We start from the raw sequence: 25,033 nt of genomic DNA on the forward strand, positions 1-25,033 counted from the left end.
TGCTACAACCCACTCGCCGCCTGCGCCACCGCTCTGAACAGCGCCCGCCCCTTGTTCATGGTTTCGTCCCATTCCTTTTCGGGGTCGGAGTCGTAGACGATGCCGGCGCCGGCTTGCACGTGCAGCTGGCCGTTCTGGATGACGGCGGTGCGGATGGCGATGGCGGTGTCGGCGTCGCCCCACCAACCGACGTAGCCGACCGCACCGGAATAGATGCCGCGCTTGATCGGTTCCAGGTCCTGGATGATTTCGAGTGCGCGGATTTTCGGCGCACCGCTGACCGTGCCGGCCGGGAACGTCGCCTTGAGTACGTCGGCAAACTTGAAGTCGGGACGCAGCGCGCCCTGCACTTCCGAGACGATGTGCATGACGTGCGAATAGCGTTCGATAATGAAGCGCTCGGGCACGCGCACGCTGCCGGCTTCGGCGACACGACCGACATCGTTGCGGCCGAGGTCGATCAGCATCAGGTGTTCGGCGCGCTCCTTCGGATCGGCCAGCAACTCGGCTTCCAGCGCCTGATCCTGCGACGGCGTCGGCCCACGCGGACGCGTACCGGCGATCGGACGCACCGTCACCTGCCCGTTCTGCATGCGCACCAGAATTTCCGGCGAGGAGCCGACGATCTGGCGTTCGCCGAGATCGAGGAAATACATGTACGGCGACGGATTCAGCGCCCGCAGCGCACGATAGACATCGACCGGGCGTGCGCGGAACGGCACCGTCAGTCGCTGCGACAACACCACCTGGAAAATGTCGCCGGCGCGGATGAATTCCTTGCTCTGCTCGACCGCGGCGATGAAGCCTTCGCGGGTGAAGCCGGAGATGAAATCGGCTTCGGTCAGGCTGGCCGGATCCAGCACTTCGGGATAACTCGGGCCGGAGCGGCGCAGCCGGAACGCGAGCTCATCGAGCCGCCGCTGCGCACGCGCATACGCCCGCGGCTCGCTCGGATCAGCGTGCACGATCAGGTACAGGCGACCCTTGAGGTTGTCGAAGACCGCGACTTCCTCGCTCAGCATCAGCAACACGTCGGGCGCACCGATCGGGTCGGGCTTGTCGTCGCGCGCGAGTTTCGCCTCGACATAACGAATGGTGTCGAAGCCCCAGTAACCGACCAGACCCCCGGTGAAGGCGGGCAGGTCCGGCAGCTTCGGCACCTTGAACGATTCGCGGATCGCATCGAGCGCGGCCAGCGGATCGGCGAGATCGCGCTCCTCGATCACTTCGTCGTACTGCGCGATCGACAGACGATGGCCACGCAGCGTGTACGTGGTCTGCGCCGGCAGGCCGATGATCGAATAGCGCCCCCAGTTCTCGCCGCCCTCGACCGACTCGAACAGATAGGTGTGCGGCCCGTCGGCCAGTTTGAGGTAGACCGACAGCGGCGTGTCGAGGTCGGAAAACACCTCACGCACGATCGGAATGCGGTTGTAGCCTTGCGCGGCGAGCGCGCTGAATTCGTCGTGCGTGAGCATTCGGGCGGGTCCTCGGGAGCGCTCGATTATTGCGGTGCGGCAATAGCCGCGCCAAGGGTCGCGGCGACGTGACAGAATCCCGCCATGCTGACGGAATGTGCATGAGCGACGCTTGGTACGTGGCCGAACCTGAGGGCGACATCTCGGGACCGTATGCGTTCCAGGACTTGCTGCGGGCCGCCGCCGCGCCTGTTCGCGGCGAACGCGCAGGTCTGGCACGTCGATTTCGGCGAATGGCAGCCGCTGGCCCGGCATGTCGCGAGCATCAGCCATGCACCGCCAAGCAGCGTGCCGCCGCGCGAAGTCATGAAGCCGACGGTGCAGCCCAAGGCCCCCAAGCCGACGGGTCCCGAGCGGGCCGCGAAGCCGCCGCCGCTCACCGGCCCGAAACCGAAGGTCGCCGCCAAGGACCGGGCGCAGCTGGAAGCATTGTTGCGCCAGGCCGATGCGAAGAAGGCGGTATCCGACGCCCTGCTGACGCAGAATGCCCAGACCTCGACCCGTCGCCTGGCCTGGGTGGCAAAGCGGCTGGCAGCCCGTTACATCGATGTCATGTCGCTCGGCCTGTTCGGCGCCGGTGCCTGGTGGGCGGCCACCGAAGGCGCAAAAGGACCGGAGTCGCAGACCTTGCCGGAACTCTGGATGCTGTTGTTCATGGCATGCGCCGTCTGGTTCGTGGCCGAGTCGTTGCTGGTCGGCCTGTTCGGCACCACGCCCGGGAAGTACCTGCTCGGCCTTCGCATCCGGGATGAGCGCAACGACGCGCCCGGCCTCGCCCGCGCCTTCGGCCGCAGCTTCCATCTGTATGCGCGCGGCCTCGCCTTCGGCCTGTTGTTCCTCACGCCGTTCGCGATCTTCATCGCCGGCGCGCAGACCTTGAACAAGGGCGAAGCACCCTGGGACCCGCGGGCTGATCGTCGACGAGCAAGGTGCAAGCGTGCAATGGCAGGTGATCGCCTTCCTGCTGGTGCTGTTGTGGATCGCCGCCACCGAGGGCTGGTGGCTGGAACTCGCGAGCGCCTTGGTGCGCTGAGGCGACTACACTCGCGCCCGCAACTCCGGAGTACCCCATGCGTTTCAACGACCCGCGCGCTTTCGTCTGTGCCATTGCGCTCTCGACCCTCGCGCCGCCGCTGCCGGCGCAAGGGGTCGATCCCGTGTCCTCGAACCAGTTCGAAGTCGGCGTCGCGACCCTGTCGCCCGATCTTGTTTATGCGCGCAGCGCACGATCACGACGGGTATCGCCGGACCGCTGATCGTGCGTCTGGTCGAACCGGCCGCAGCCGACATCTTCGTGCCGATCGTCTCGCTGGCGCCGACGCGTCTGACCGTGGCCGGGGGCGGCACGACCGTGCTCGCGGGCGAGACCGACGCGGTGGTGACGATGAACGCGCTCTCCGGCGACTCGACGCCGGTCCTGCTGCGTGCCCAACTCGGCAATGTCGCCTACGGCTCGGTGCGTGTGGTCGATGATGCCGAGCCCCGCAATGTCGTCTCGATCCGTCCGAACCCCGCGAGCATCGCCCCGGGTGGCAGCCGCAACCTGATCGCGCGTCTCGACTTGCCCGCGCCGCTTGGCGGCACCACGGTGGATCTCGGCGTGTCGCCGATCGCCGCGGGCAGCTTGCCGGCCACGCTCGCGATCGCCACCGACAGTTTTTCGCAGAGCTTCACCTACACCGATCTCGACGTGACCGAAAACGCGATGGTGTCGGCTAGCGTCGCTGGCGGTCCGGCGGCCTTCGGCAGCGTCGTGCAATCACCGATCGGCAAACTCGTCATCAACGAAATCGATTACGACCAGATCGGCCTGGACTCGACCGAATACATCGAGATCCACAATCGCTCGCCCGATACGGTGCCGCTGGCCGGCCTGGCCGTGGTGCTCGTGAACGGCACCGACAGCACCGAATATGCACGCTTCAATCTCGCGGATGCGGCAACGAGTCTGGCGCCGAATACCTATCTGATACTGGGCAGTACCGGGTTGAATGTGCCGGTCGGCGTGCCCTACATCGACATCGGCACCGATTCCATCGTCCACAATGGTGCGCCGGATGCGGTCGCGATCATCGACAGCGAGGCGCTCACCGTCATCGACGCACTCTCGTACGAGGGCAGCGTCACCGCAGCATCGATCGAAGGCTTCGTCGCTCCGGTCAGCCTGGTCGAAGGCACGACACTCGCCGCGCTCGATGACGGTTCGGCGGTGGAGAGTTTGTCGCGCCTGCCGAACGGCAACGACAACAACAATGCCGATACCGACTTCAGCCTCACCGCGTTGCTGACGCCGGGCACATCCAACGACCCGCCCTTGCCTGCCAGCCATCTGGTGATCAACGAAGTGGATTACGACCAGGCCGGAACGGACGCAGCGAGCTTCATCGAAATCTACAACGGCACCGGCAATGCCGTGTCGCTGACCAATCTGGCCGTAGCCTTGGTCAACGGCAACGGCAATATCGAGTACGGCACGCGCTTCAACCTGTCCGTCGCCGGCTCATCGCTGGCATCCGGCCAGTTCCTGGTGATCCGCAACGGGACGGTGACGGTTCCAGGCGGCGTGTTGACGATCGACACGACCGGGGACTTCGTCCAGAACGGACCTGATGGCATCGCCCTGATCGATACCTCAGCGCAGACCTTGATCGATGCGCTCTCCTATGAGGGCAGCTTGACCGCCGTGACGTTCACCGGATTTCCGGGCACCTACAACCTGGTCGAAGGCACCGCGTTTTCGGGCGCAGACACCAACGACAACCTGAACTCGCTGGCGCGATTGCCGAATGGCACCGATATCAACAATGCCTCGAGCGACTGGGCACTGACGACAACGATCACGCCCGGCGCGGCGAATGCCCCCTGATGCTCAGCGCGGCATGCCCTTGAGGTGCAGCCGGAACTCGACGCCGGCCTCGGCCGGCAGGTTGTAGGCGAGTGCGCTGCCGTCGTGCGCTTCGGCAATCAAGCGCACGATGTAGAGGCCGAGACCGAGATGCGGCACTTCGCCGGCTGCGCGCAGTGAACCGGTATCGCGCATCGACACCAGCGAATCGAACAATCGTTCCTGCATCTTTGCTGGCAAAGGCGGGCCGGAGTTCGCGACGCTGATCTCGACGCCATCGACGTCCAACGCGAGCTTGATGCGGATCCAGCCACCTTCGGGCGTGAAGCCCTTGGCGTTGTCGAAGAGCTTGTCCAGCGCCTGCGCGATCAGGTCCGGTGCGCCGTGGAAGCGGATCGGCGACTCCGGCACCATCATGTGCACCTGACGATTGCCGGCGATGCCGCGATACGCCTCGGCGCAACCCCGCACCACGCGGGTGAGATCGAAGTCCTCGGCTTCCGCGGCCTTGATCGCCTTTTCCATGCGGCTGGCTTCATGCATCGTGCGCAGGATGCCCCAGAGCCGATCGGCACCGGCACGGGCGCGATCGGCATAGACCCGCGCTTCCGGCGGCAGCGGTTCGTGATCGAGGTTGTCGAGCGATGAACGCACGATCGCGAGCGGCGTGTTCAATTCGTGCGAGAGCTTGCTGGCCAGCGTACGCAGGTAGTCGTTGTAGCCGCCGATTTCGTCGAGCAGACGCGCGAAGCTGCGCGACAGATCGCCCACTTCATCGACTGATTGCAGGTGCGGCAACTTCGGATCGAGGCGGCCATCAGGACGCAGCGCGCGCTCGGTGGCATTGCGCAGGCGGCGGATGCGGAACGACAGGATGCCGGCGAAGCCGAACAGCACCAGGCTCGCGATCAGCACCGCGATCAGGCTGGTCGCCATCAGTTTCGCGACCGCGTCGTTCGCGATCACCAGCAATGCGTCGCTGGACTGCTCCATCACCAGTGCGCCGCGCACGGCGCCATCCCAGCGCAGCGGCACGACGGCCGCGACGATCACCGTGCGTTCGTTGTTCGATGGCCGCCAGACACTGGCCTCGATGCCCGTCAGGGCCTGCCAGACCTCGTCGACATCGAGGGTGTCGAGATCCCAGGCATAGTCGCTGGCATCGACCAGGGGCGGCGCCAGCAAGGCGCGGTAGATCCACGAATTCGGCCAGAGCGTGCGCGATTCGCTGTCGCCGACGTCGAGCTTGCCGGCCTTGCCGAGCACGCGCGCGTCGGCCGCGAGCACGCGCAGGCGCGCACCCGGTGGCACCAGCGGCTGCAGCGCGCGCGTGAAGCCGGCATCGCTGAGCCACAGCAGCAAGGTGTCTTCGCCGCGCCCGGGATCACCGAACACCGGGTACGTGCGCGCGCCGCCCTGCCCCCCGGCGTCGACGACGTGCGCCGCCAGCGCCAGACCATCGCGCGGCAGGAACAGCGAGAATTCGACCCGATAACCGTCGCCGGTCTCGACCCATTCCCCCTGCAGCGCCGGGGCATCGGGTGCGTCGACGCGTACCTGCAGCGGACCGGGCGCGGCATTGCCGAGTTCGTAGACGTAGCGCCGGTCACCGGCGCCGAGACGCAGTTCGATGTGATCGGAGGCGCCGACATTCAGCGGATCGGGATCGGCGCGCACGCGGCTGCGATCCTTGACCTCGATCAGTCCGAACAAGGTGCTCGCGCGCGCCGCGAGGTGCACGCGCCCGAGCGGCGCCACGCTCGGCCACGGTTGCAATGCCGCTTCCTGCCAGTCATCCGGGCTGCCGTCCAGCAACAGGACCGGCGGCGCATCCGGCAGCACCGCGACGCGTCCGGTGGCCGGCAAAGCGGGGGCGGTTGCGACGAAGGCCTGGGCCAACGCACGTGCCGACGACAACTGCGCGCGCTCCTGGCCTTCGCGCAGCAGCAGTTCCATCTGCTTGATGAACTGGAATCCCGCCCACGGCAACAGCAGGGTGACCAGCGCGATCAGGAACAATTTGAGACGCAGGGTCATCGGCGCAGTTTAGGGAAGATCGTCGCGGGACGGAGCCCGCTCCCACAACAGCACCGATGGCAGTGGGAGCGGGCTCCGCCCCGCGACACCGAAACCTCAGGCACGCCAGCGGTAGCCGGCGCCATGCATGGTCTCGATCTCGTCGAAGTTCGCGTCGATCGCAAGGAATTTCTTGCGGATGCGCTTGATGTGCGAGGTGATGGTCGCATCGTCAACCACGACCTGGGCGTCGCGCATCAACGCGTCGCGCGACTTCACGTGGCCCGGGTGGCGCACCATCGTGTGCACCATCCAGAATTCGGTCACGGTCAGCGGCACTTCCTCGTCCTTCCAGGTGACGCGCATGCGTTCCGGATGCAGGGCCAGGTCGCCGTTCTTCAGCACCGCTTCCGCGCCCTGCGGACGACGCAGGGCGTCGACACGACGGAACAGGGTGTTGATGCGCGCGGTCAGGTGCGGCAGCGACACGTCCTTAGTCAGGTAATCGTCGGCGCCGAGGCGCAGGCCGGAAATGACATCGAAGTCGGAATCGCGCGCGGTCAGGAAGATGATCGGCAAGGTCGCGGACTTCTGGCGCAACTCGCGGCAGAGTTCGAAGCCGCCTTCGGGTTCATCGCCGAGACCGATGTCGATCAGCACGAGGTCGGGCAGGCGGATGTCGAAGCCGCTGCTGGCCTCGGGGCGCGACGCATAGGTCTGAACCTCGAAGCCGAGGCGGCGCAGCGCGTCCGAGTAATTCGCGCGGATGGCGGGTTCGTCTTCGACGATGGCGATCTGTCGGGCCATGACGTGTTCCTGTGAGTGTGGGCGCAGCTTACGCGCCCCCCGGGCCCAGACAACCTCCGGTCGTCCCCTGCCCCGGATTTGCCCGAAGGCACGCCCCGTTCCCGCACTGTTACGCTCGCGCGTCCGCGCATCCTGCCGATTCCGAATCGAGTGAGCACCGTGTCGCCCGTCGCATCCGAACAGACCCAGGGCCAACTGGCCATTCCGCTGGCGCAATGGCTGCGCCAACCCGCGCTCGACCTTCGTGCGCGCCTGCGCCTGTTCCTCGCGATCGCCTTGATCGTCGACCGCGCCCATCGCGATCTGGTCGTGTTCGGACACTTGAGCAGCGCGACCATCCTGATCGATGTCGACGGCACGCCGATCCTGCGCGGCGAAGTCGCCGATGCCGTGGCCGCACCCTCGCACCATGCCGCGCCGGAACAATGGTTCGGCGCACCGCCGCGCCCGGCCACCGATCAATACGCACTGGGCCTGATCCTGCACGAACTGCTGACCGGTCGACTGCCGTCGGCGCGGGTCGAAGGACAGTCGGCCCGGGTCGCGGCCGCGGTCACCAGCGAACCGGCGCCGTTGGCCAGCCAGTCGATCAGCCCGGTGAATCCGTGGCCGATCCGCGCCAGCGAGGTGCAGGGCGATCTCGACGCGATCATCGCGCGTGCACTGCAGCGCGAGCCGATGGCCCGCTACGCCTCGGTCGCGGAGTTGATGGCGGATGTCCAGCGCCACCTCGACGGCCGGCCGGTTCTGGCCATCGACGACGCGCCGCACACACGCGGCATGCGGCCGCTGGCGCTGCACCAGCGGCGGTGGTTCGCGAGCCTCGGCGCGCTGGTCGTGGTGCTGGCCGGCGCACTGGTCTTTGCCGTCCTCGAATTGCGCGCGGCCCGACAGGTCAGCGCAGACGCCGAAGCGGCGCGGGCGCGTGTGCAAGCGGTCGACGACACCCTGGTCCTGCTGCTGACGACACCGCGCGACACCACCCGCGGCGCCGATCTGCGCGTGACCGAACTGCTCGACGACACGGCGCGCCAGATCGCCGCCGACGAGACCTTGAGCGGCGATGCCCGCATCGCGCTGCACACCCTGCTGGCGCGCGCGTATGCGTCGTTCGGGCGCGATGAACTCGCGCTCGCCCAAACCGAACTCGGTCTCGCGCAAGTGCGGACCGAAGCACAGGCCACGGCCGGACTGCGCCTGCCCTTGCTGCAAGTGCAGGCGCAAGTCACCGCGTTGCGTTGTCAGCCGGCAGCGGCCGAGCGCGCGATTCACGCCTTGCAGGACGAAGGCGATCGGCTGGGCTCGGCCGCAGCACAGGCGGAAGCCGCCGTCGCCATGGCTCGGCTCGCCGACTGCCGCGACGATTTCCAGGCGCAGGATGACGCGTCGGCGACGGCGATGCGCCTGACCCTGGATCACCCTGAAGCCTTCGACACGCATGCCGCGGCGGTCGAACTGCGTGCCCGCGCGGCGTTCGGTCGGGGCGATCTGGCCGCGGCCGAAAAGATCCTGCGCGATGCACTCGCGCGCTGGCCCGACAAGCAACCTGCACTCGCGGCACGCTGGGCCGTGCTGCGCCATCTGCTGCTGCAGTTGACGGCGGCCCGTGGCGATCTCGCCGGCGCCGAAACCATCGCCCGCGACAATCTCGCGCGGTACCAGCAACGGCATGGCGATACCGCGCACCCCTCATCGATCGCCGCACGCAGTGCGCTCGCGTCGATCCTGTTCGATCGTGGCGAGCTTCAAACGTCGCTCTCCGAAAACGATCGGGCGCTGGCCGATGCCGTCGTCTGGTATGGCGCCGATGCCGAAGCGAGCCTGCTGATCGCCGCGAACCGCGCGAACGTGCTGAAAGGACTCGGACGCTACGACGAGGCCGAGCAGGAATACCGCCGCGTCATCGCCGCGTTCGAACATCTCAAGGACACCCCGGGCAGCACCGAGACGCGATTGATCCACAGTTTCAACCTGCTCGAACTGCTGAACGAGCGTCAGCGTTTCAGCGAAGCGGCGACCTTGGGCGAATCCCTGCTCGCAGAAGCCGAGACCGCGCTCGGACACGATCACATCGTCACCCTGGAGACCCGCGATGCCCTTGGCGTCACGGCGCTCGGTCGCGGCGATGCCAACGCCGCCGAAGCCCTGCATCGCGCCGCCTTCGCCGCCAAGCAGAAAGTGCTCGGCGACGACTCGCCCTACACCGCCACCGCCCGCTACCGCCGCGCGCTCGCGCTCATGAAGCTCGGCCGCAGCGAAGAAGCCCGCGTCGAACTCGACGCCGCCCTCACCACCCGCCGCACCGCACTCGGCCCCGACCACCCGGACACGAAAGCGGCGGAGCGTGCGTTGCGCGATCTCCGCGACTGAGCCGGATCACCCGATCGCCGCGCGCATGGCCGCGATCGTGGTGGCGTAATCGGAAGCGTTGAAGATGGCGGAGCCGGCGACGAAGGTGTCGGCGCCGGCGCGGGCGATGTCGGCGATGTTGTCGGCTTTCACGCCGCCATCGACTTCAAGGCGGATGGTGCGGCCGCTGCGGTCGATGCGTTCGCGCACGGCACGCAGTTTGTCGAGCGCACCGGGGAGGAAACTCTGGCCGCCGAAACCGGGATTGACCGACATGATCAGCACCAGATCGAGCTGGTCGAGGGTGTGGTCGAGGTGATGCAGGGGCGTGGCCGGATTGAACACGAGGCCGGCCTGGCAGCCGTGCGACTTGATCAGCTGGATCGTGCGGTCGACATGCTCGCTCGCTTCCGGATGGAAGCTGATCAGGGTCGCGCCGGCCTGGGCGAACTCCGGCACGATGCGGTCGACCGGCTTGACCATCAGGTGCACGTCGATCGGTGCTTTCACGCCGTGCTTGCGCAGCGCCTCGCAAACCAGCGGGCCGATGGTCAGGTTCGGCACGTAGTGGTTGTCCATCACGTCGAAATGCACCCAGTCGGCGCCGGCCGCGAGCACGGCGTCGACCTCGTCGCCGAGGCGCGCGAAGTTCGCGGACAGGATGGAGGGGGCGATGACGGCGGGCTGGCGCATGACGGTCCTTTTCAGTGCAGGCCGCGCGCGCGCTGGATGCGCTCGTAGGCGGCGTTGAGCGTGCTGGTCTTGTCGCTGGCGGCACGGCGCGCGGCGGCGCTGGCATCGGGCGGCAGACGATCGGGATGATGGCGCGCAACCAGGGCGCGGTAAGCCGCCTTGACGGCATCGTCGCTGGCGTCGGGCGTGATCTGCAGTTCCGCATAGTCGGCCGCGAGCCGTGTCTCGCGTGCGCCGGCACGAAAACTGTCCCAGGTCGGACGTGCGACATTCAGACGTTCGGCGATCGCATCGAGCAGCGTCTGCGACGAGGCATGAGCGTCGACGGCGGCGATGTCGGCCAGCAGCTTCAGCACCATCAGGCGCAGCTCCGGCTGGTCGTGCGTGTAGCTGCGCAGACTGTCGCAAGCTGATTCGTAGCGCCAGGCATCGGCGCGACCGCGGTCGAAGGCCGCGATCGAACGTTTGCGCATCGGCGCATCGAGATCGAGGCGTTCCATCCATGTGGTCGCGGTGGCGATCTCGGCTTCCGAGACGCGGCCGTCGGCCTTGGCCAGCCCGCCGGCGAGCTCAAACAGTGGCTCGGTGAATGCGGCTTTGGGGGCGTCGCGCAACTGCGGGAACAGGCGCTCGAGGAACAGGGCGCCCAGGACCCCGCCGATCACCGGACCCCAGGGCGTGCGCGCGCGGGTGATGATGGTGCCGACCACGGCGCCGACGAAAGCCGGTTTCCAGTTCATGGCGCGGGCGGCGACTCAGCCGGAGGGGATGGCGGCGCAAGGGCAATGCAGTTCATTCGCGCATGATAGCAATCGCGCCGATCTAGAATGCCGGCCTCGCTTCGGAGCCGCGCCGTGTCCTACCGCTCGATGTCGCTGACCCAGATCCCCGGCCTGACCCTGCTTCATCGCGGCAAGGTGCGTGATGTCTACGCACTACCCGGCAATGAACTGCTGATCGTGGCCAGCGACCGCCTCTCCGCCTTCGACGTGATCTTGCCCGACCCGATTCCGGGCAAGGGTGAAATCCTCACGCAACTATCTAATTTCTGGTTCGCGAAGACCGCGGACTGGATGCCGAACCACTTGTCCACGCGCAGTCTGCCGGAGGTGCTGCCTCGCGGTACGCCCGTCGTCGAGTATGAACGCCGCAGCGTCGTCGCGAAGCGCTTGAAGCCGGTGCCGGTCGAAGCCATTGCGCGCGGTTACATCATCGGCTCGGGCTGGAAGGATTATCAGGCCACGGGCCGGATCAGCGGTGTCGAGTTGCCGCCGGGCCTGCAATTGGCCGAACAGCTCCGCGAGCCGATCTTCACGCCCTCGACCAAGGCGGCGGTCGGCGACCACGACGAGAACATCGGTTTCGACGCGCTGGTCGCGAAGGTCGGCGGCGCCATCGCCGAACAGGTGCGGGCGCTGACACTCAAGCTCTACAGCTACGCCGCCGACTACGCGCGCGGGCACGGCATCATCATCGCCGACACCAAGTTCGAGTTCGGCATCGACGAGCAGGGCACGTTGCGGGTCATGGACGAGATCCTGACACCGGACTCGTCGCGCTTCTGGGACGCCTCCGAGTATCGCCCGGGCATCAGCCCGCCCAGCTTCGACAAGCAATTCGTGCGCGACTATCTGGAAACCCTGCACTGGAACAAGAAGGCGCCCGGGCCCATGCTCCCGAAGCGGGTGATCGAAGGCACGCGTGAACGCTATGCCGAGGCACTGAAGCGGTTGTCCGGCATCGCGCTTTGATGCGGACGCCTGCGTTCACGGCACGCGACATCGGCCTGATCGCGATCATCTGCCTCGCCTGGGGCTGCAACTTCCTGACCTCGGCCGCGGCATTGCGTGAATTGCCGCCGTTATTGTTCACGGCCCTGCGCATGGGCGTGCTGGGCCTGGTGCTGCTGCCGTTCATGCGCCGTCCGCCACGCGCGCAGTGGCCGTTGCTGATTGCAGTCGTGGTCTGCAATGTCGTGCTGCATTTCGGCCTGAGTTTCTGGTCGCTCAAGCTGGCCGGAGATCTCGCCTCGCCGGCAATCGTGATGCAGAGCTACGTGCCGATGGCCGTGCTGCTGGCATGGTGGCTGCGCGGAGAGCGCTTCGCCTGGCGCACGGGGCTCGCCATCCTCGTCAGTTTCGCCGGCATCCTGGTGCTCGGTTTCGACCCGATCGTGCTCGACAACCCGCAGTCGCTGAGCCTGATGCTGGTCTCGGCGTTGTTCCTCGCGATCGGGACGGTGCTCATGCGCGGCCTCGCCGGCATCGACGCGTTCTCCATGCAGGCATGGTCGGCCTGGATCGGCCTCGGCCCCTTGCTGGCGTGGAGCGCATGGGTCGAGCCCGATGCGTTCGTGGCCGTCGCACAGGCCGGCTGGATCGCTTGGGGTGGTGTGCTGTGGGCCGCATTGGTCGCCTCCCTGCTCGGGCACACGCTGTTCTTCATGCTGGTGCAGAAACATCCGGTTGCGCAGATCGCGCCCTACCTGCTGATGGCACCGATCGTCGCGATCCTGCTCGGCGTCTTCGTCTGGGGCGACCACCCCGGGCCGCGACTCTGGTTCGGCGGTGCGATGGTGCTGGGCGGCGTGCTCGCGATCGCGCTGCGCACGCTCGCAAAACAGCGCGTCGTGTCGGTGGAGCCGAGCGAGATCTGAAGCGCGCAAAACAAACGGCCCGCCGAAGCGGGCCGTTCCTCGTTCATCGCGATGAGCGATCAGTGCGCTTCGCGCGGGCGCAGCAGCCAGCGGCAAAGTGCGGGCAGAAAGATCATCGCGGCGATCATGTTGACGATGAACATGAAGGTCAGCATCACGCCCATGTCGGCCTGGAACTTCAGGTCGGACCAGATCCACGTCGCCACGCCCGCGGCCAGGGTCAGCGCGGTATAGAAGATCGCGATGCCGGTGGTCTTGAGCGCACCGAAATAGGCTTCGGTGAGCGTGCGTCCGGAATGCATCGACTCGGCCATGCGCGCGTAGATGTAGATGGCGTAGTCGACACCGATGCCGACGCCGAGCGCGACCACGGTCAGCGTATTCACCTTCATGCCGATGCCGAGTTCCACCATCAGCGTGTGCCCGAGCTCGGTCACCAGCACCAGCGGCAGGGTGATGCACAAGGCTGCCAGCGGCGAGCGGAAGCTCAGCAGGCACATCACGAACACCGCCGCGTACAGCAGGTACAGCATCATGTGCTCGACTTCGCGCACCTTGTCGTTGATCGCTGCCATCACGCCGACGTTGCCGGTCGCCAGTCGCAGGTTGGCCTGGTCGGTCCGGTATTCCTCGCCGTTCGCGGCGGCCGCTTCGACCGCCTTGTCGCGATTGACGCGGAAGTTCACGTCATAACTCTTGTTCTCGGTGCGGAAGGCCTCGACCGCCTTGACGACACGGTCGATGGTGGTGGCGCGATGGTCGGTAGTGAAGATCTGCACCGGCATGGCCTTGCATTCCGGGCTGTCGATCAGGCCGGAGTCCGACTCGATCGCCTGCAGGCTCTGCCGCAGCAGGTTGGAATCGCGCGGAATCACGCGCCAGCGCACGTTGCCTTCGTTGTAGCCGGCATAGATCACCTTGGCGATGTTCGGCAGCGTGATGACCTGCTGCACGCCTTCGACATTGCTCATGTGCCAGGCGAAGCGATCGATCAGCGCCATCGCCTTCGGACTTTCGGTGCACGCGAACGGACCACCCTCGGCGATCACGTTGATCATGTCGACGCCGAGCGCGAACTTCTGCGTGATGAGTTTCGCATCGGTGTTGTAGCGGGCCTCCGGCCGCAACTCGGCCACGCCTTCCTGGGCGTCGCCGACCATGACCTTGTCGCCCTGTGCTTCGGCGAAGAACCAGATCGTCGCTCCGATCAGGATGACGACCAGGGCCGGCATCGGCTTGCTGAGCTTCGCCATCACCCGCCACATCGCGTCGAACTTGGTCAGCTGGCGCAGGCGGTACTCACGCTTCTTGTGCAGGTTGCTGAGGTTCGTGTAGCTGAGCAGGACGGGCAGCAGGATCAGGTCGGTCAGGATGGTCAGGGCCACGCCGATGGTCGCCGTGATCGCCAGCTCGCGCACCATGCGGATGTCGATCAGCATGATCGTCGCGAAGCCGATGCAGCCGGCGAGCAGCGCGACCGCCCCCGGGACCAGCAGCATGCGGAAGGACCGGCGTGCCGCTTCCAGCGCCGGCACGGCCTGCGCTTCGCGCTGCCGCAGCTCTTCGATCGTGCCTTCTTCGAGCCCGCCGTAGAAGATCTCGCCACGGAACCGGTTGATCATCTGCTCGCCGTGGCTGACCGCGATCGCGAAGATCAGGAACGGCGTCAGCATGTTCATCGGATCAATGCCGTAGCCCAGCAGCCGCAATGCGCCCAGCATCCAGACGACTGAAATCAGCGCCGCCAGCACGGTGAGCGAAGCCAGCTTGCCGGACATCGAATACAGGAACAGCAGCAACCAGGTGAAGCCGATGGTGAGCAGGAAGAAGTTGATCACCGAGCGCGCGCCGTCGGCGATATCGCCGACCATCTTCGCGAACCCGATCACGTGGATGCTGAGCCCGTCCTTCTCGTATTTCTGCCGGATGGCTTCGAACTGCCCGGCGATCTTCTGGTAGTCGAGCTTGGTGTGGGCGGCACCGCCCTCGGGCACGAGGTCAGCCCAGACCATGGCGCCGGAGAAATCCTTGGCGACGAGACGGCCGACCACGCCGGCCTTGACGATGTTCGACCGGATCGTGGCGAAATCTTCGGGCGTCGGTTCGAAGCCTTCGCTGTTCGGCGTGAACGACGACGGGATGACGTTGCCGCCGGCGAAGCCATCCTCGACGACTTCGACGAAACGCACGTTCGGCGTGAAGATCGAACGCACGCGGGCGTCGTCGACCTCGTCGAGCGAGATCACGTCGTTCGTGACCATTTCCATGGTCTGCATGAACTTCTTGTTGAACATGTTGCCGTTCTTGTCCATCACCGCCACGAGCACGCGGTTGGCACCGCCGAACTCCTGCTCGTAGTCGAGGAACGTCTTCATGAATTCGTGGTCGAGCGGGATCTGCTTCTTGAACCCGGCGTCGACGCGCAACTGTGCCGCGAAGAACAGCATCACCGCGGTCACCAGCGCGAACAGCGCCAGTACCAGCATGCGATTGCCGAAGACGATGTTTTCGAGTGCCCGGCCGAAGGCGCCTTGATTGCTGCTACCGATCATTGCGTTTCTCCGTCACGGCTCAGGGTTGATAGAAGCTGACGCCGGTTTCGCCGACGACCGTGTATTCGCCGGGTCCGAGGACCAGCACCGACGACAGCACGACACCGGCCGGATGCGTGGTGGCCAGGAAAGCATCGCTGTCGCTGCTGCGCGAGAGCACGATGCCGTTGCCGCCGACCAGCACGGTCGAGCCATCGGCACCCATCGCGCCACCCATCAGACTGAGTTCGGTGCCCGTCTCGCGCTTGGTCCAGGTGCTGCCGAGATCGTTCGATTCGTAGACATTGCCGCGCAGGCCGAAGCAAAGGACATGATCGCCGCTGCCGCCGATCACGCCGAACATCGAACCCTCGTAGGGCAACTGGATGCGCTGCCAGGAGCTGCCGCCATCAGTCGAGCGGAACGCGGCGCCGCGCTCCGCGACGATGAACAAATTGCCATTGCCGGTTCGCGCAATGCCGTTGAGATGCGGATCAGTCTCTTCATCGAGATCCAGATCGGCCGCGTTGAAATTCCAGCTCTCGTCGTCGAGCGAGGGCGCGACGGCATCCTGAGCAAGTTCTTCTTCGGTCGGCGCGGCAGCCGTGCCGCGGTTCAGGATGTCGACGTAATTCCAAGACTCGCCGCCATCGTCGGTGCGCAGCAGGGTGGCGTAGGCGCCCACCGCAAAACCATGGTCGACATCGGTGAACAGCACATCCAGCAAGGGCGCGCCGTTGCGCGGATCCGGGTTGTCACGGTCGAACAGCACCACGCGCTTGCGAGCCCAGGTCAGGCCGCCATCGTCCGAGCGCAACACGATGCCATCGTGGCCGACCGCGTAGACGCGCTGTTCGATCGCGGTCACGGCCGTGAGATTGGAGCGGGTCGGCACGTGCTCGATCTGACGCCAGCCGTCGCGGCGCGTTTCACTCACGAGAATGTGGCCGCGTTCACCGACGGCCACGGCACGGTCGCCGGCATCGACGATGTCGAGAATCAGCGACGACGCCACCTTGGGCAACACTTCCGCTTCAAGCACCGACGGGTCGTCGGCCGTCGGCATGCCCGGCGTCATAGCCGCCGGCTCGTCCTGAGCCTGCACACCCAAGCCGCACGCCAGTGCCAGCAAACCCGCGGCGATTCCGCCGATGCGCAATGTGGTCTGTTTCATCGATGAACCCTTGACTGCCTGTCCAAGCCCTTAAAACAAAAGGCCGACCGCCCCGATGATCGGAACGGCCGGCCCGAGCGAGCGCCGTACGGCCCCTTCAGCGAATGCCGCGCTGACGCAACGACTGCGGCGAGAAATTCTCCGGCGCTGTGCGGAAGCCGAAATCGATCGTGGTCTTTTCCTCGTTATCGAGCAGTCCCGAGATATAGCGACCCGATTGCAGGTCGTGGTGCGTCTCGATCGTCGCCCAATAGGTCGGCACTTCGTAGTAGTTGATCGATGGTGCTTCCGAGTAGCGCCACAAGCCGCCACGACCATCGTAATGGTCGATCGCGACGATCTGGTAGCTGTCCTCGTCGAGGTAATAGGTGCGGCGGCTGTTGATGTGGCGCATGCCCTTCTTCAGCGTCGCATCGACCACCCACACGCGATGCAGTTCATAGCGCAGCAAATCCGGATTCAGGTGGCCGGGGCGCACCAGATCCTTCAGCTTCACCGCATTGCTGTGCGCCTTGTAGGCGTTGTAAGGAACGAACATCTCCTTCTTGCCCACCAGCTTCCAGTCGAAGCGGTCCATGGCGCCGTTGAACATGTCGGTCATGTCATTGGTGCGCAGGCCGTCGGTCGCGGTGCCCGGATTGTCATAGGCCACGTTGGGTGCACGACGCACGCGACGCTGTCCCGGGTTGTAGATCCACGCCTGTCGCGGCTGGGCGCTGGCGTTCAGGGTTTCGTGCACGAGCAGCACGTTGCCCGCCAAGCGCGCCGGGGACACCACTTCCTGGAAGAAGTAGAGCAGGATGTTGTTGATGTTTTCGGTGGTCGCACCCTTGCGGTAGTACAGACCCAGGAACTCTTCCTCGATGCGGATCGGCGTGTAGGCGCCGGTCGCGGTCGGCGCGACCTGATTGGCGTAACGCTTGCCGCCGGTGCTCTTGTACTTGAGCTTGTGGTTCCACATCGGCTCGAAGCCGTTCTGCGGCACCGGGAACGGGAAACCGAGCGATGCACCCTGCACACCCTCGCCATTCGCGACCAGCTTCGCCGCCGTCGCGTTCGCGCGGGTGGCGTTGTACACCTCCTGCGAGAACGACGCCGAACGCCGCGTCGGATAGACATTCATCTTGAACGTCTTGTACTTGGCGAACATCGCCATCTGACCCGGCGTGAGCTTGGCCGCGTAGTCCTTCGCGTTCTGCGGGGTGATCGCGAACAACGGCTTGTCGGCCGCGAACGGATCGGGGTGGAACATGCCGGCACGATAACCTGCCGGTGGGCGGGTGATGCCGCCGGTCCACGCAGGAATGGTGCCGTCCTTGTTGCCAGCGGTTTCTGCACCGACCGGGGTCAAGTCCTTGCCGAGGCGAGCCGCCTGATCGGCGGTGACGCCGGCCTGTACCGCGCTGGCCATGGCGAGGGCCGAAGCCGCCGCCAGGATGCCGTTTCGAATCTGTCGCATGGATCTCCCTCCGTCAGAACGAATACTTGACCGTGAACGAGACAAAGTCGCGGTCGTGGATCAGGTTCAGGTGACCGGCGCCGCGGAACTCGGTGTAGCTGAGGTCTGCCGCCCACTGATTCAGGTAGGTCGCTTCAACGCCCACGGTGAGCGACTTGCGGCCTTCCAGGAAGTTGCCGCCCGGACCCGGGGTGATGCCGTTGACGTCATGGTTGAACGCGAGACGCGGCGACATGTTGAACGGAGAACCGAACACGTTGTTGTAGTCGGCTCGGGCCGCAAGGCGATAGCCCCACGAGAAACGCGTCGGGAAGCCGTCGCACTGCGAGACCGGATTGACCAATGCGCCGCCGGTCAGCAGGTCGCCGCCGCAGCCGGTATCGGTGCCGTCACCCTGGTAACGCAACAGGTCCGGCGACGGCAGATCCCAGACTTCGGTGCCGCCGAATTCGGCGACCGTCGCGATCTGCTGCGCGCCCAGCCAGTTGCCCGGACCGAAGGCCTTGGTCAGCGTGAATTGCAGCTGGCTGACTTCATGGCGTTCCCAGCCGCGCACATAGTCGCCCGGACCATATTCGCCAAGCTGGCTGATGAAGCGGTTGCCCGGTGCCGGGATGAAGGGATTCAGCGGGCTCAGCGCCGAGAACAGCAACTCGACGTCGTCGAACTGCAACGGCATGTTGTCGCGATAGGACAACTCGCCCTGCAACGCGATGCCGGTATCGCCGAGCGTGGTATTGAAGCTCATGCCGTACATCCGGATGTCTTCCGGGTATTCGACGATGTTGCGACCGGAATTCGGCAAGGTGCTGGTCACCGCGTAGCCAGAGAGCAGCGGCAGGCGGCTGTGATAGTTCAGGAAGAAGAAGCCGAACTCGGTGTCGTTCAGGGTCGGCGAGAAGTAGCGCAACGCCGCACCGTACTGGCCGTTGTCATCGGCATAATCGTCCGGCAACCGCGGGATCGCCTGCAGGCAGGACGCACGCTCGAGGGCATCGGACGAGAACCGCAGCACGTTGCCGCAGTTCGCGAAATTCGCCGGCTCGTTGGCGCGGCCGAAGCCGAGCATCACGAAGTCTGCGCCGAGGGTGGCGAAGTCATTGGTGCTGAAGTAGGTGCCCATCGGGTCCGGCTCGGTCTGCTCGAACTCGAGCAGGTACAGGGCTTCGACCGACAGATTCTCATTGACCGCAAACGAAGCCTGGATCATGTCGACGGGCAGGAACGCCTCCTTCAATTCGGCACCGGCGACGCGCAACTTGGACACGTCGATCGGGTTCACGACATTGATGCCGTTCTGGATGAAGGTGCTTTCGCCCCAACTCACCGCCTGGCGACCCACTCGAACCGATGTCTCGTGGCCACCGAGATCCATGTTGTGGAAGACGAAGGCATCCAGCAGGGTCAGGCGCGTGCCGACTTTTTCCCGGGCTTCTTCGGTCAGATCGGCGCGGTCGGCGTTTTCCCAATCGTAGAAGTAGCTGGCGCGCGCGAATGCACCCGAGTTCTCCTTGTAATTCAGGGAGAACTCGCTGGTGATCTTGAACGCGTTCGAGAACAGGTCGCCGTCGTCGTAATTGAGGTTACCGTCGTCGCCGTTCACCGAGAAACGGCCGGGTGCGTTGATCTGGTCGGTGATCGGTGTGGCCGCCACGAACGGGTTGATGTTGGCAAGGCCGACCAATTCCTGGTCGCGCTGCTGCAGACGCATCGAAGCGCCGTAGGAAAGCGTGGTGTCGATCGTGCCGTTCCAGTCGCCATGACTGAATTCGATGGCGTGGGCCGGGGCCGCGAATGCGCTGGCGAGCGCCAGCGAGATCGCGGTTCCCAGCGTGCGACGGCGCGCGTGCTTGGCATTGAGGTAGGTCATGGAAGTTCTCTCCGCTTCTGCGTCGTCTTACTGGGTACGGATCACGGACGTGTTCGTGACCTGCACGGCTTGGCCGTCGCTCACGATCATGCTCGCCATCTGTGTCTGCATTTCGACCGTCGCTGCGCCCGATGCGGCCGGGCTGAGCAACGAACCGTGGTCACCGGCGGTGAAGCGCACGGCACCGCGAATGGCCGCAGCCTGCGAAGTGGCCGTCAGCGTGCTCAGGTTGAGCGCGCGGATCAGCGGTTCGGTGCCGGACAAGGGCGCGCCGGTGACCGAGTTCGGAATCACCTGATCGGACAGGACCGCGCCACCACCGACGACTTCGTGCAACAGGATCTTGTCGCCCGAAGCGATCGATCGTGCCGCGAAGTTCAGCGGATCCGCCGAATCGATGGCCTGCTGCGCCGCGCCGAGGAACTGGTCGAAGCTGGGCGTGCCGGCAGTGACGCCGGAAGCCGCCAGGCCGGCGCGGATGCGCGGACCGAAGGTGGCCGAACCGTTCAGCATCTGCGCGATGCCGCCGCCCGGTACCGAGAGCACGGCGGTCGAGACCGTCGGCTCCAGCGCGACGAAGTTGAGGCCGACGATCGAACCCAGCGACTGACCGACGAAGAAGATGCGCGACCCGTCGAAGTCCGGCGTCGCGTCGCCGTCCACCGACATGGTCGGCACGGTCTTGGCGAGCGTGAACAGGTCGGCCACGGCCTGGCGCAGGTTGTCGCGCGAGGTGAGCAGGCTGGTCAGATTGATCGTGTAAGTACCCGATCCGTCGACCACACCGTCCGGGCCTGCGGCGCCGGTGGTGTTGTTGCTGAAGTCGAGGTCGAAGGTACGCTCGTTCGCGATCGCGCCGAACGGCGTGTTCTCGATGTAGAACCCGCTGATGCCCGGATCGATCGACCGGATGCCGTGCAGCGGCTGGTCAATCGCGACGACGGCGAAACCCTGCGCCGCCATCGTGGCGGAAATCGCCAACGCGTCGGCACGATTGCGGGTGATGCCATGCTGGAAGATCACCACCGGCCAACCCGCAGCCGGCTTGGTGCGGCCGGAAGCCGCATTCGGCACCGTCGCGAGTACCGGGATCACCTGCGTCGACTTCGCGACCGGGATTGGATTGGCATAGGTCAGGTTGGTCGAGGTCGGATCGAGGCCGAGCGTATTGAACGGCGCCGTGTAGGCACCGGCACCGGCTTTCCAGTTGCCGGTCAGCGGACCGGTCGGGTTCTGCGCGGTCGGGGCGTCGAGGTAGTACTTCACCGGCATGACACCGATGATGATGTCGGCGACCGGCGGCAAGCCAGCCGCAGCCGTCGTCAGCCCGCTCGGTGCGAGCGTGGCCTGGCTGGCCGTGGTGATCGAGCGCACCGCACTCAACACCGGGGTGATGCTCTGCGTCGTCGCGGTCCAGGTCAGCACGATCTCGCTGCGCGGAATGCCTTGCGAGGCCGCTGCGGCTTCATGCGAATTGGTGATCAGGCGCAACGGTTCCAGCGAGCAGGCACTCGCCACCGGCAGCAGCGGATCGGTCGACTGCGCTGTCGTGGCGCAGGTCGGCCGGCCAGTCTGGCTGACCGGGGTGATCAACGGGCTGGTGCGCTGGGTCAGGAAGTAGGTCTGGTCCGGGGTCGCGTCGTTGCCGGCCGCGTCCTTCACGTCGTCGGTGACCACGGCCATGTAGGAGCTGAGCTCCTCCAGCGCCTTGGTCGGGACGATCGCGATGGTCTTGCCGGTGGCGTCCGAGGGCGCCTGCACCACGGCGAATTCGGTCGCGGCCAGTTCGCGCTGCACGCTCAGGACTTGCCGCGTGGTCGGATTGATCGTGACCTTGAAGACGCGGATCGACTGGCCCGCGACCAGCGTGTTGGCACGCGGCGCGACCGACAGGTTGAAGCGCCAAGGCGCCACCGTGGACCAGCCATCCAGCGCATTGATCGCGCGCACCGGACCATTCGCCGAATTGTTCGGATCGGCCGGGACCGGCAGCGACGCATTCAGCGTCAGGTCGGTCGTGCCCGAGAACGCCAGATCGGTCGGAAACGGCACCGCGCCCGTGGTCGGGTTGAATACGGCGGTGATCACACCGGTTACGAGCGAACCATCGTCGTTGCGCGACACGGGGGCATCCACCGCGCGCGGGCTGTTGCTGCTGCTGCTGCACGCCGCGAGCAGCGCGGACGACAAGGCAGTCGCCAAAATGAGTCGGGCCTGCATGCTTGTTTCCTTCGTCAGGGTCATCGGGAGCGCTTCAAACGCGCGTAGGTATCATAGGTAGAGGCTTCAACCGATTGCAACGCAATTCTCACAATCTTCTTCTGCTGCACTGCAGCACACGAGGCGCTTCTCCTTGAGCACTGAATCCGCACCATCGCGCGACGCGACGCAACGTCTCTGCATCCTCGTTCCGGTGTTCAACGAAGCGCCCGTACTGCGGTTGCTGATGCCCCGTCTCGATGCTGCCCTGGCGACGATCGACGCCGCGGTGAGCGTGCTGTTCATCGACGACGGCAGCACTGATGCAACGCCGCACGAACTCGCCGCCATCGCAAACAATGATGCTCGGGTCAGTGTGCTGCGCTTGACGCGCAACTTCGGCAAGGAGGCGGCGATGACGGCCGGCCTCGACCATGCGAACGCCGATGCGGTGGTGATCCTTGACGCCGATCTGCAGGACCCGCCGGAGGTCATTCGCGAGTTCTGGGCACGATTCGAACAAGGCGCCGACGTCGTCTACGGCGTGCGCATCTCGCGCGCTGGCGAGTCGTGGCTGAAGCGATTCACCGCAGCCACCTTCTATCGCCTGATCGATCGCCTGAGCGACACGCCGATCCCGCGCGACACCGGCGACTTCCGCCTGCTGTCACGGCGCGCCGTCGATGCCCTGAAGCAGGTGCGCGAACGCCATCGCTTCATGAAGGGCCTGTTCGGCTGGGTCGGCTTCACCCAAGTACCGGTGCATTATCACCGCGAACCGCGCGCCGCCGGCACGAGCAAGTTCAATTTCTGGAAGCTGTGGAACTTCGCACTCGAAGGCATCACCTCGTTCTCGACGGTACCGCTGCGCATCGCGACCTGGATCGGACTGCTGACGGCACTGGTCGCCTTCGTCTATGGCGCGGTGATCATCGCCAAGACCCTGATCTACGGTGAACCGGTGCGCGGCTATCCGAGCCTGATGTCGGTGGTGCTGTTTCTCGGCGGCGTGCAACTGGTCGCGCTCGGCATCATCGGTGAATACCTCGGCCGCATGTACGAGGAAAGCAAGCGGCGACCGCTGTACCTGATCGGCGATTCGATCCGCATCGCGACGGTTTCGCGATCCGACTAGCTACTGCGACGCAATCCAGTCCTCGCGCGTCGGCTCGAAGCCACGTGGCACGAGGCCGCAGGCCTGCCACAGCTGGTCCTGTCCGGCGCACTGGTCGGCCACCGAGCGCGCCAGCACTGCGGCCGCCGGGATGCCCGCGGTTGCACCGAGACGCCCCAGCATCGCCAAGACGCTTTTCGGCATCGGCATGCGAAGGACGCGCGCGTCGCAACTGTGCGCCACGCGCACCAGCATTCGTGCGAGCGACAGACATTCTCCGCCACCTGCCGCTGCCACTGTTTGCCCGAGTCCGGAGCGCGGCAACACCGCGATGCACAGTGCGGCGAGGTCATCCGCATGGACGGGCTGGCGCAGGCCCGATGCACCGGACGGAATCACGACGAAACCTCGCTGCGCGGCGTGGCGAGCAAACGGCGTCAGGCTGTGATCCAGCCCCGCGCCCCAGATCAGCGTCGGACGCAGAATCGTGCAGTCGATCGCATGCTCGTGCGCGAACTCGAGCAGGCGCCGCTCGCTGTCCAGCAGCCGCGCCGCGATCTCGCGCTCGGCGGCCAATGGCGATTGCTGCTTGTGCACCACGCTCATCGAGCTCAACGCAACGATGCGCTTCAGCGCGCCGGGGCCGGAACGTGCCAGCCAGTCGACGCAGGCATCGAGCGGCCCGGCACTGATCAGGTGCTCGCAGCCGGGCGCCTCATTGCTGCGCCAAAGATCAAACGTGTGCCAACACAGCCGCTCCGGCGACGACCACGCCGGCACCGATCGCGCACAGGCAACGACATCGCGACCCAGTCGCTGCAGCAGGAAGTATCCGACTTGTCCGCTGGCGCCGAGCAGCCACGGCGCCGAAACGCCCGCCATCAACTGTTGAAGCGCACGAGCTGGACGATGCGCGAGGGCAGATTGCGGATACGTGCCATCAGCGAATCCTGCACCTGCGGGCCGGTCTGCGGCACTGCTGCCGCTGCACTCAGCGCGAAACGCTGGATCGCGCGCGGGTTGCGCTTGAGTTTCCAATAACGGCTGATCGCGGCATCGACGCTCAACCGACACGAGCCCATGCGCACCGGCTTGATCAGCATGCGATAGACCTGACCCTCGTTGATCAGCTCCATCGCGAGTTGCGCGTTCGCGCGTTCGGTGATGACCACGGTCGCGATGTGCGGATGGTGCACCTTCAGGGCCTTGAGCAGCCCGGTCAGGTCACCCGCACTGGTCTCGGTTTCCGAGATCACGACACCGGTTTCATGCTGTTCGAGGATCTGCAGCGCGCGCTCGGCGTTGTTCGCGAAACGCACCTGGTAATGGGACTGCAGGATTTCGCGCAGGCGCTGCTGGGTGACCGGGTCGTCCTCGAGCACGAGCACGCCGACCTGTCCGCGCGCTTCCGCCGCTTCCTGCTCGCTGATCGCATCGACCGTAACCACGGGCGCTTCGCGCGCGATGCGCGCCGCCTCGAACACCAGGATGCGCAGGTCGGCATTGTCCCAGGGCTTGTTGACGTAGCGGAACACCTCGCCTTCGTTGACCGAACCGAGCACGGCCTTGAGGTCGGCATAGCCGGTCAGCAGGATGCGCATCGTCCGCGGCGCCGCCGACTTCAGCTCGCGCAACACGTCGACGCCCTCCATCTGCGGCATGCGCTGGTCGCAGATCACCACGTCCGGATCGAATGCCGCGACCATCGCGACGGCCTGGCGCGGGTCGTTGCACAACTCGACCTGGCAGTCGCGAAACAGTGCCTTGAGCGCACGCGTAATCCGCGCCTCGTCGTCGATGCAGAGCAGGCGCAGGGGTTTGTCGACGAAGATGTCGTCCATG

18 protein-coding genes are annotated in these 25,033 nt (G+C 65.7%); 6 read left to right on the top strand and 12 right to left on the bottom strand.

The window, feature by feature from the left end; translation table 11 throughout:
* Positions 1-2: 2 nt before the first annotated feature.
* Positions 3-1,478 (bottom strand): anthranilate synthase component I, encoded by a 1,476-nt coding sequence (locus tag IPP28_01110; GenBank protein ID MBL0039653.1) that lies wholly within the window; start codon positions 1,476-1,478, stop codon positions 3-5.
* A gap of 1,070 nt (positions 1,479-2,548) precedes the next feature.
* Here IPP28_01110 and IPP28_01115 point away from each other — a divergent pair.
* Complete coding sequence (locus IPP28_01115; GenBank protein ID MBL0039654.1) at positions 2,549-2,734, top strand: hypothetical protein; 186 nt, start codon at positions 2,549-2,551, stop codon at positions 2,732-2,734.
* Between the two features lie 2 nt (positions 2,735-2,736).
* Positions 2,737-4,344 (top strand): lamin tail domain-containing protein, encoded by a 1,608-nt coding sequence (locus IPP28_01120; GenBank protein MBL0039655.1) that lies wholly within the window; start codon positions 2,737-2,739, stop codon positions 4,342-4,344.
* Positions 4,345-4,347: 3 nt separating this feature from the next.
* Here IPP28_01120 and IPP28_01125 read toward each other — a convergent pair whose 3' ends face one another.
* Together IPP28_01125 and pdsR are read right to left on the bottom strand one after the other, a co-directional pair.
* Entirely contained in the window at positions 4,348-6,360 is a 2,013-nt protein-coding gene (locus IPP28_01125) for a histidine kinase (protein ID MBL0039656.1), read from the bottom strand.
* A 96-nt stretch (positions 6,361-6,456) separates the two neighbouring features.
* Positions 6,457-7,146 carry a proteobacterial dedicated sortase system response regulator gene (pdsR, locus tag IPP28_01130; GenBank protein ID MBL0039657.1) on the bottom strand — a complete coding sequence of 230 codons (690 nt, stop codon included), beginning with the start codon at positions 7,144-7,146 and terminating at the stop codon, positions 6,457-6,459.
* Positions 7,147-7,305: 159 nt separating this feature from the next.
* Here pdsR and IPP28_01135 point away from each other — a divergent pair, with 159 nt between their 5' ends.
* Positions 7,306-9,516, top strand: coding sequence for a tetratricopeptide repeat protein (locus tag IPP28_01135; protein ID MBL0039658.1), 2,211 nt, complete (start codon positions 7,306-7,308; stop codon positions 9,514-9,516).
* 6 nt (positions 9,517-9,522) lie between these two features.
* Here the strand turns inward: IPP28_01135 and IPP28_01140 are convergent, their stop codons facing one another.
* Both IPP28_01140 and IPP28_01145 read right to left on the bottom strand, forming a co-directional pair.
* Positions 9,523-10,188 (bottom strand): ribulose-phosphate 3-epimerase, encoded by a 666-nt coding sequence (locus IPP28_01140; GenBank protein MBL0039659.1) that lies wholly within the window; start codon positions 10,186-10,188, stop codon positions 9,523-9,525.
* Positions 10,189-10,199: 11 nt separating this feature from the next.
* Positions 10,200-10,928: a TerB family tellurite resistance protein gene (locus IPP28_01145; protein MBL0039660.1), complete on the bottom strand. Its 729-nt coding sequence runs from the start codon at positions 10,926-10,928 to the stop codon at positions 10,200-10,202.
* An 87-nt stretch (positions 10,929-11,015) separates the two neighbouring features.
* On the opposite strand from IPP28_01145, the gene IPP28_01150 reads away from it, so the two are divergent.
* Together IPP28_01150 and IPP28_01155 are read left to right on the top strand one after the other, a co-directional pair.
* Complete coding sequence (locus tag IPP28_01150) at positions 11,016-11,939, top strand: phosphoribosylaminoimidazolesuccinocarboxamide synthase (GenBank protein ID MBL0039661.1); 924 nt, start codon at positions 11,016-11,018, stop codon at positions 11,937-11,939.
* Positions 11,939-12,844, top strand: a complete 906-nt coding sequence (locus IPP28_01155; protein MBL0039662.1) for a DMT family transporter — start codon at positions 11,939-11,941, stop codon at positions 12,842-12,844. Before IPP28_01150 ends, IPP28_01155 begins: the two co-directional genes overlap by 1 nt.
* Positions 12,845-12,903: 59 nt before the next feature.
* Here the strand turns inward: IPP28_01155 and IPP28_01160 are convergent, their stop codons facing one another.
* The 5 genes from IPP28_01160 to IPP28_01180 all read right to left on the bottom strand — a co-directional run bounded on the left by IPP28_01160 (position 12,904) and on the right by IPP28_01180 (position 22,098).
* The gene (locus tag IPP28_01160; GenBank protein ID MBL0039663.1) at positions 12,904-15,396 is read right to left on the bottom strand and encodes an MMPL family transporter; all 2,493 of its coding nucleotides are present in this window, start codon (positions 15,394-15,396) and stop codon (positions 12,904-12,906) included.
* A 19-nt stretch (positions 15,397-15,415) separates the two neighbouring features.
* A complete protein-coding gene (locus IPP28_01165) occupies positions 15,416-16,549 on the bottom strand; it encodes a hypothetical protein (protein MBL0039664.1) in 1,134 nt (377 codons plus the stop codon).
* Between the two features lie 97 nt (positions 16,550-16,646).
* The gene (locus IPP28_01170; GenBank protein ID MBL0039665.1) at positions 16,647-18,008 is read right to left on the bottom strand and encodes a DUF1329 domain-containing protein; all 1,362 of its coding nucleotides are present in this window, start codon (positions 18,006-18,008) and stop codon (positions 16,647-16,649) included.
* Between the two features lie 13 nt (positions 18,009-18,021).
* A complete protein-coding gene (locus IPP28_01175) occupies positions 18,022-19,878 on the bottom strand; it encodes a DUF1302 domain-containing protein (protein ID MBL0039666.1) in 1,857 nt (618 codons plus the stop codon).
* 27 nt (positions 19,879-19,905) lie between these two features.
* Positions 19,906-22,098, bottom strand: a complete 2,193-nt coding sequence (locus IPP28_01180) for a lipase (GenBank protein MBL0039667.1) — start codon at positions 22,096-22,098, stop codon at positions 19,906-19,908.
* 133 nt (positions 22,099-22,231) lie between these two features.
* Between IPP28_01180 and IPP28_01185 the strand changes: the two genes are divergently transcribed.
* Positions 22,232-23,212, top strand: coding sequence for a glycosyltransferase family 2 protein (locus IPP28_01185; GenBank protein MBL0039668.1), 981 nt, complete (start codon positions 22,232-22,234; stop codon positions 23,210-23,212).
* Here IPP28_01185 and IPP28_01190 read toward each other — a convergent pair whose 3' ends face one another.
* Together IPP28_01190 and IPP28_01195 are read right to left on the bottom strand one after the other, a co-directional pair.
* A complete protein-coding gene (locus tag IPP28_01190) occupies positions 23,213-24,073 on the bottom strand; it encodes a hypothetical protein (GenBank protein MBL0039669.1) in 861 nt (286 codons plus the stop codon). It abuts the gene before it with no gap.
* Positions 24,073-25,032, bottom strand: coding sequence for a response regulator (locus tag IPP28_01195; GenBank protein ID MBL0039670.1), 960 nt, complete (start codon positions 25,030-25,032; stop codon positions 24,073-24,075). The genes IPP28_01190 and IPP28_01195 overlap by 1 nt, the downstream gene beginning before the upstream one ends.
* Position 25,033: the final 1 nt, after the last annotated feature.

The sequence above is a fragment of the Lysobacterales bacterium genome, from assembly GCA_016721845.1.
In the GTDB taxonomy this organism is placed as follows: Bacteria; Pseudomonadota; Gammaproteobacteria; order Xanthomonadales; family Ahniellaceae; genus JADKHK01.

Bases quoted from the DNA above. Each gene is read 5' to 3' on its own strand.
- IPP28_01110 (MBL0039653.1), bottom strand. From the start codon at position 1,478: ATGCTCACGCACGACGAATTCAGCGCGCTCGCCGCGCAAGGCTACAAC.
- IPP28_01115 (MBL0039654.1), top strand. From the start codon at position 2,549: ATGCGTTTCAACGACCCGCGCGCTTTCGTCTGTGCCATTGCGCTCTCG.
- IPP28_01125 (MBL0039656.1), bottom strand. From the start codon at position 6,360: ATGACCCTGCGTCTCAAATTGTTCCTGATCGCGCTGGTCACCCTGCTG.
- pdsR (MBL0039657.1), bottom strand. From the start codon at position 7,146: ATGGCCCGACAGATCGCCATCGTCGAAGACGAACCCGCCATCCGCGCG.
- IPP28_01140 (MBL0039659.1), bottom strand. From the start codon at position 10,188: ATGCGCCAGCCCGCCGTCATCGCCCCCTCCATCCTGTCCGCGAACTTC.
- IPP28_01145 (MBL0039660.1), bottom strand. From the start codon at position 10,928: ATGAACTGGAAACCGGCTTTCGTCGGCGCCGTGGTCGGCACCATCATC.
- IPP28_01150 (MBL0039661.1), top strand. From the start codon at position 11,016: ATGCCGGCCTCGCTTCGGAGCCGCGCCGTGTCCTACCGCTCGATGTCG.
- IPP28_01155 (MBL0039662.1), top strand. From the start codon at position 11,939: ATGCGGACGCCTGCGTTCACGGCACGCGACATCGGCCTGATCGCGATC.
- IPP28_01160 (MBL0039663.1), bottom strand. From the start codon at position 15,396: ATGATCGGTAGCAGCAATCAAGGCGCCTTCGGCCGGGCACTCGAAAAC.
- IPP28_01165 (MBL0039664.1), bottom strand. From the start codon at position 16,549: ATGAAACAGACCACATTGCGCATCGGCGGAATCGCCGCGGGTTTGCTG.
- IPP28_01170 (MBL0039665.1), bottom strand. From the start codon at position 18,008: ATGCGACAGATTCGAAACGGCATCCTGGCGGCGGCTTCGGCCCTCGCC.
- IPP28_01175 (MBL0039666.1), bottom strand. From the start codon at position 19,878: ATGACCTACCTCAATGCCAAGCACGCGCGCCGTCGCACGCTGGGAACC.
- IPP28_01180 (MBL0039667.1), bottom strand. From the start codon at position 22,098: ATGCAGGCCCGACTCATTTTGGCGACTGCCTTGTCGTCCGCGCTGCTC.
- IPP28_01190 (MBL0039669.1), bottom strand. From the start codon at position 24,073: ATGGCGGGCGTTTCGGCGCCGTGGCTGCTCGGCGCCAGCGGACAAGTC.
- IPP28_01195 (MBL0039670.1), bottom strand. From the start codon at position 25,032: ATGGACGACATCTTCGTCGACAAACCCCTGCGCCTGCTCTGCATCGAC.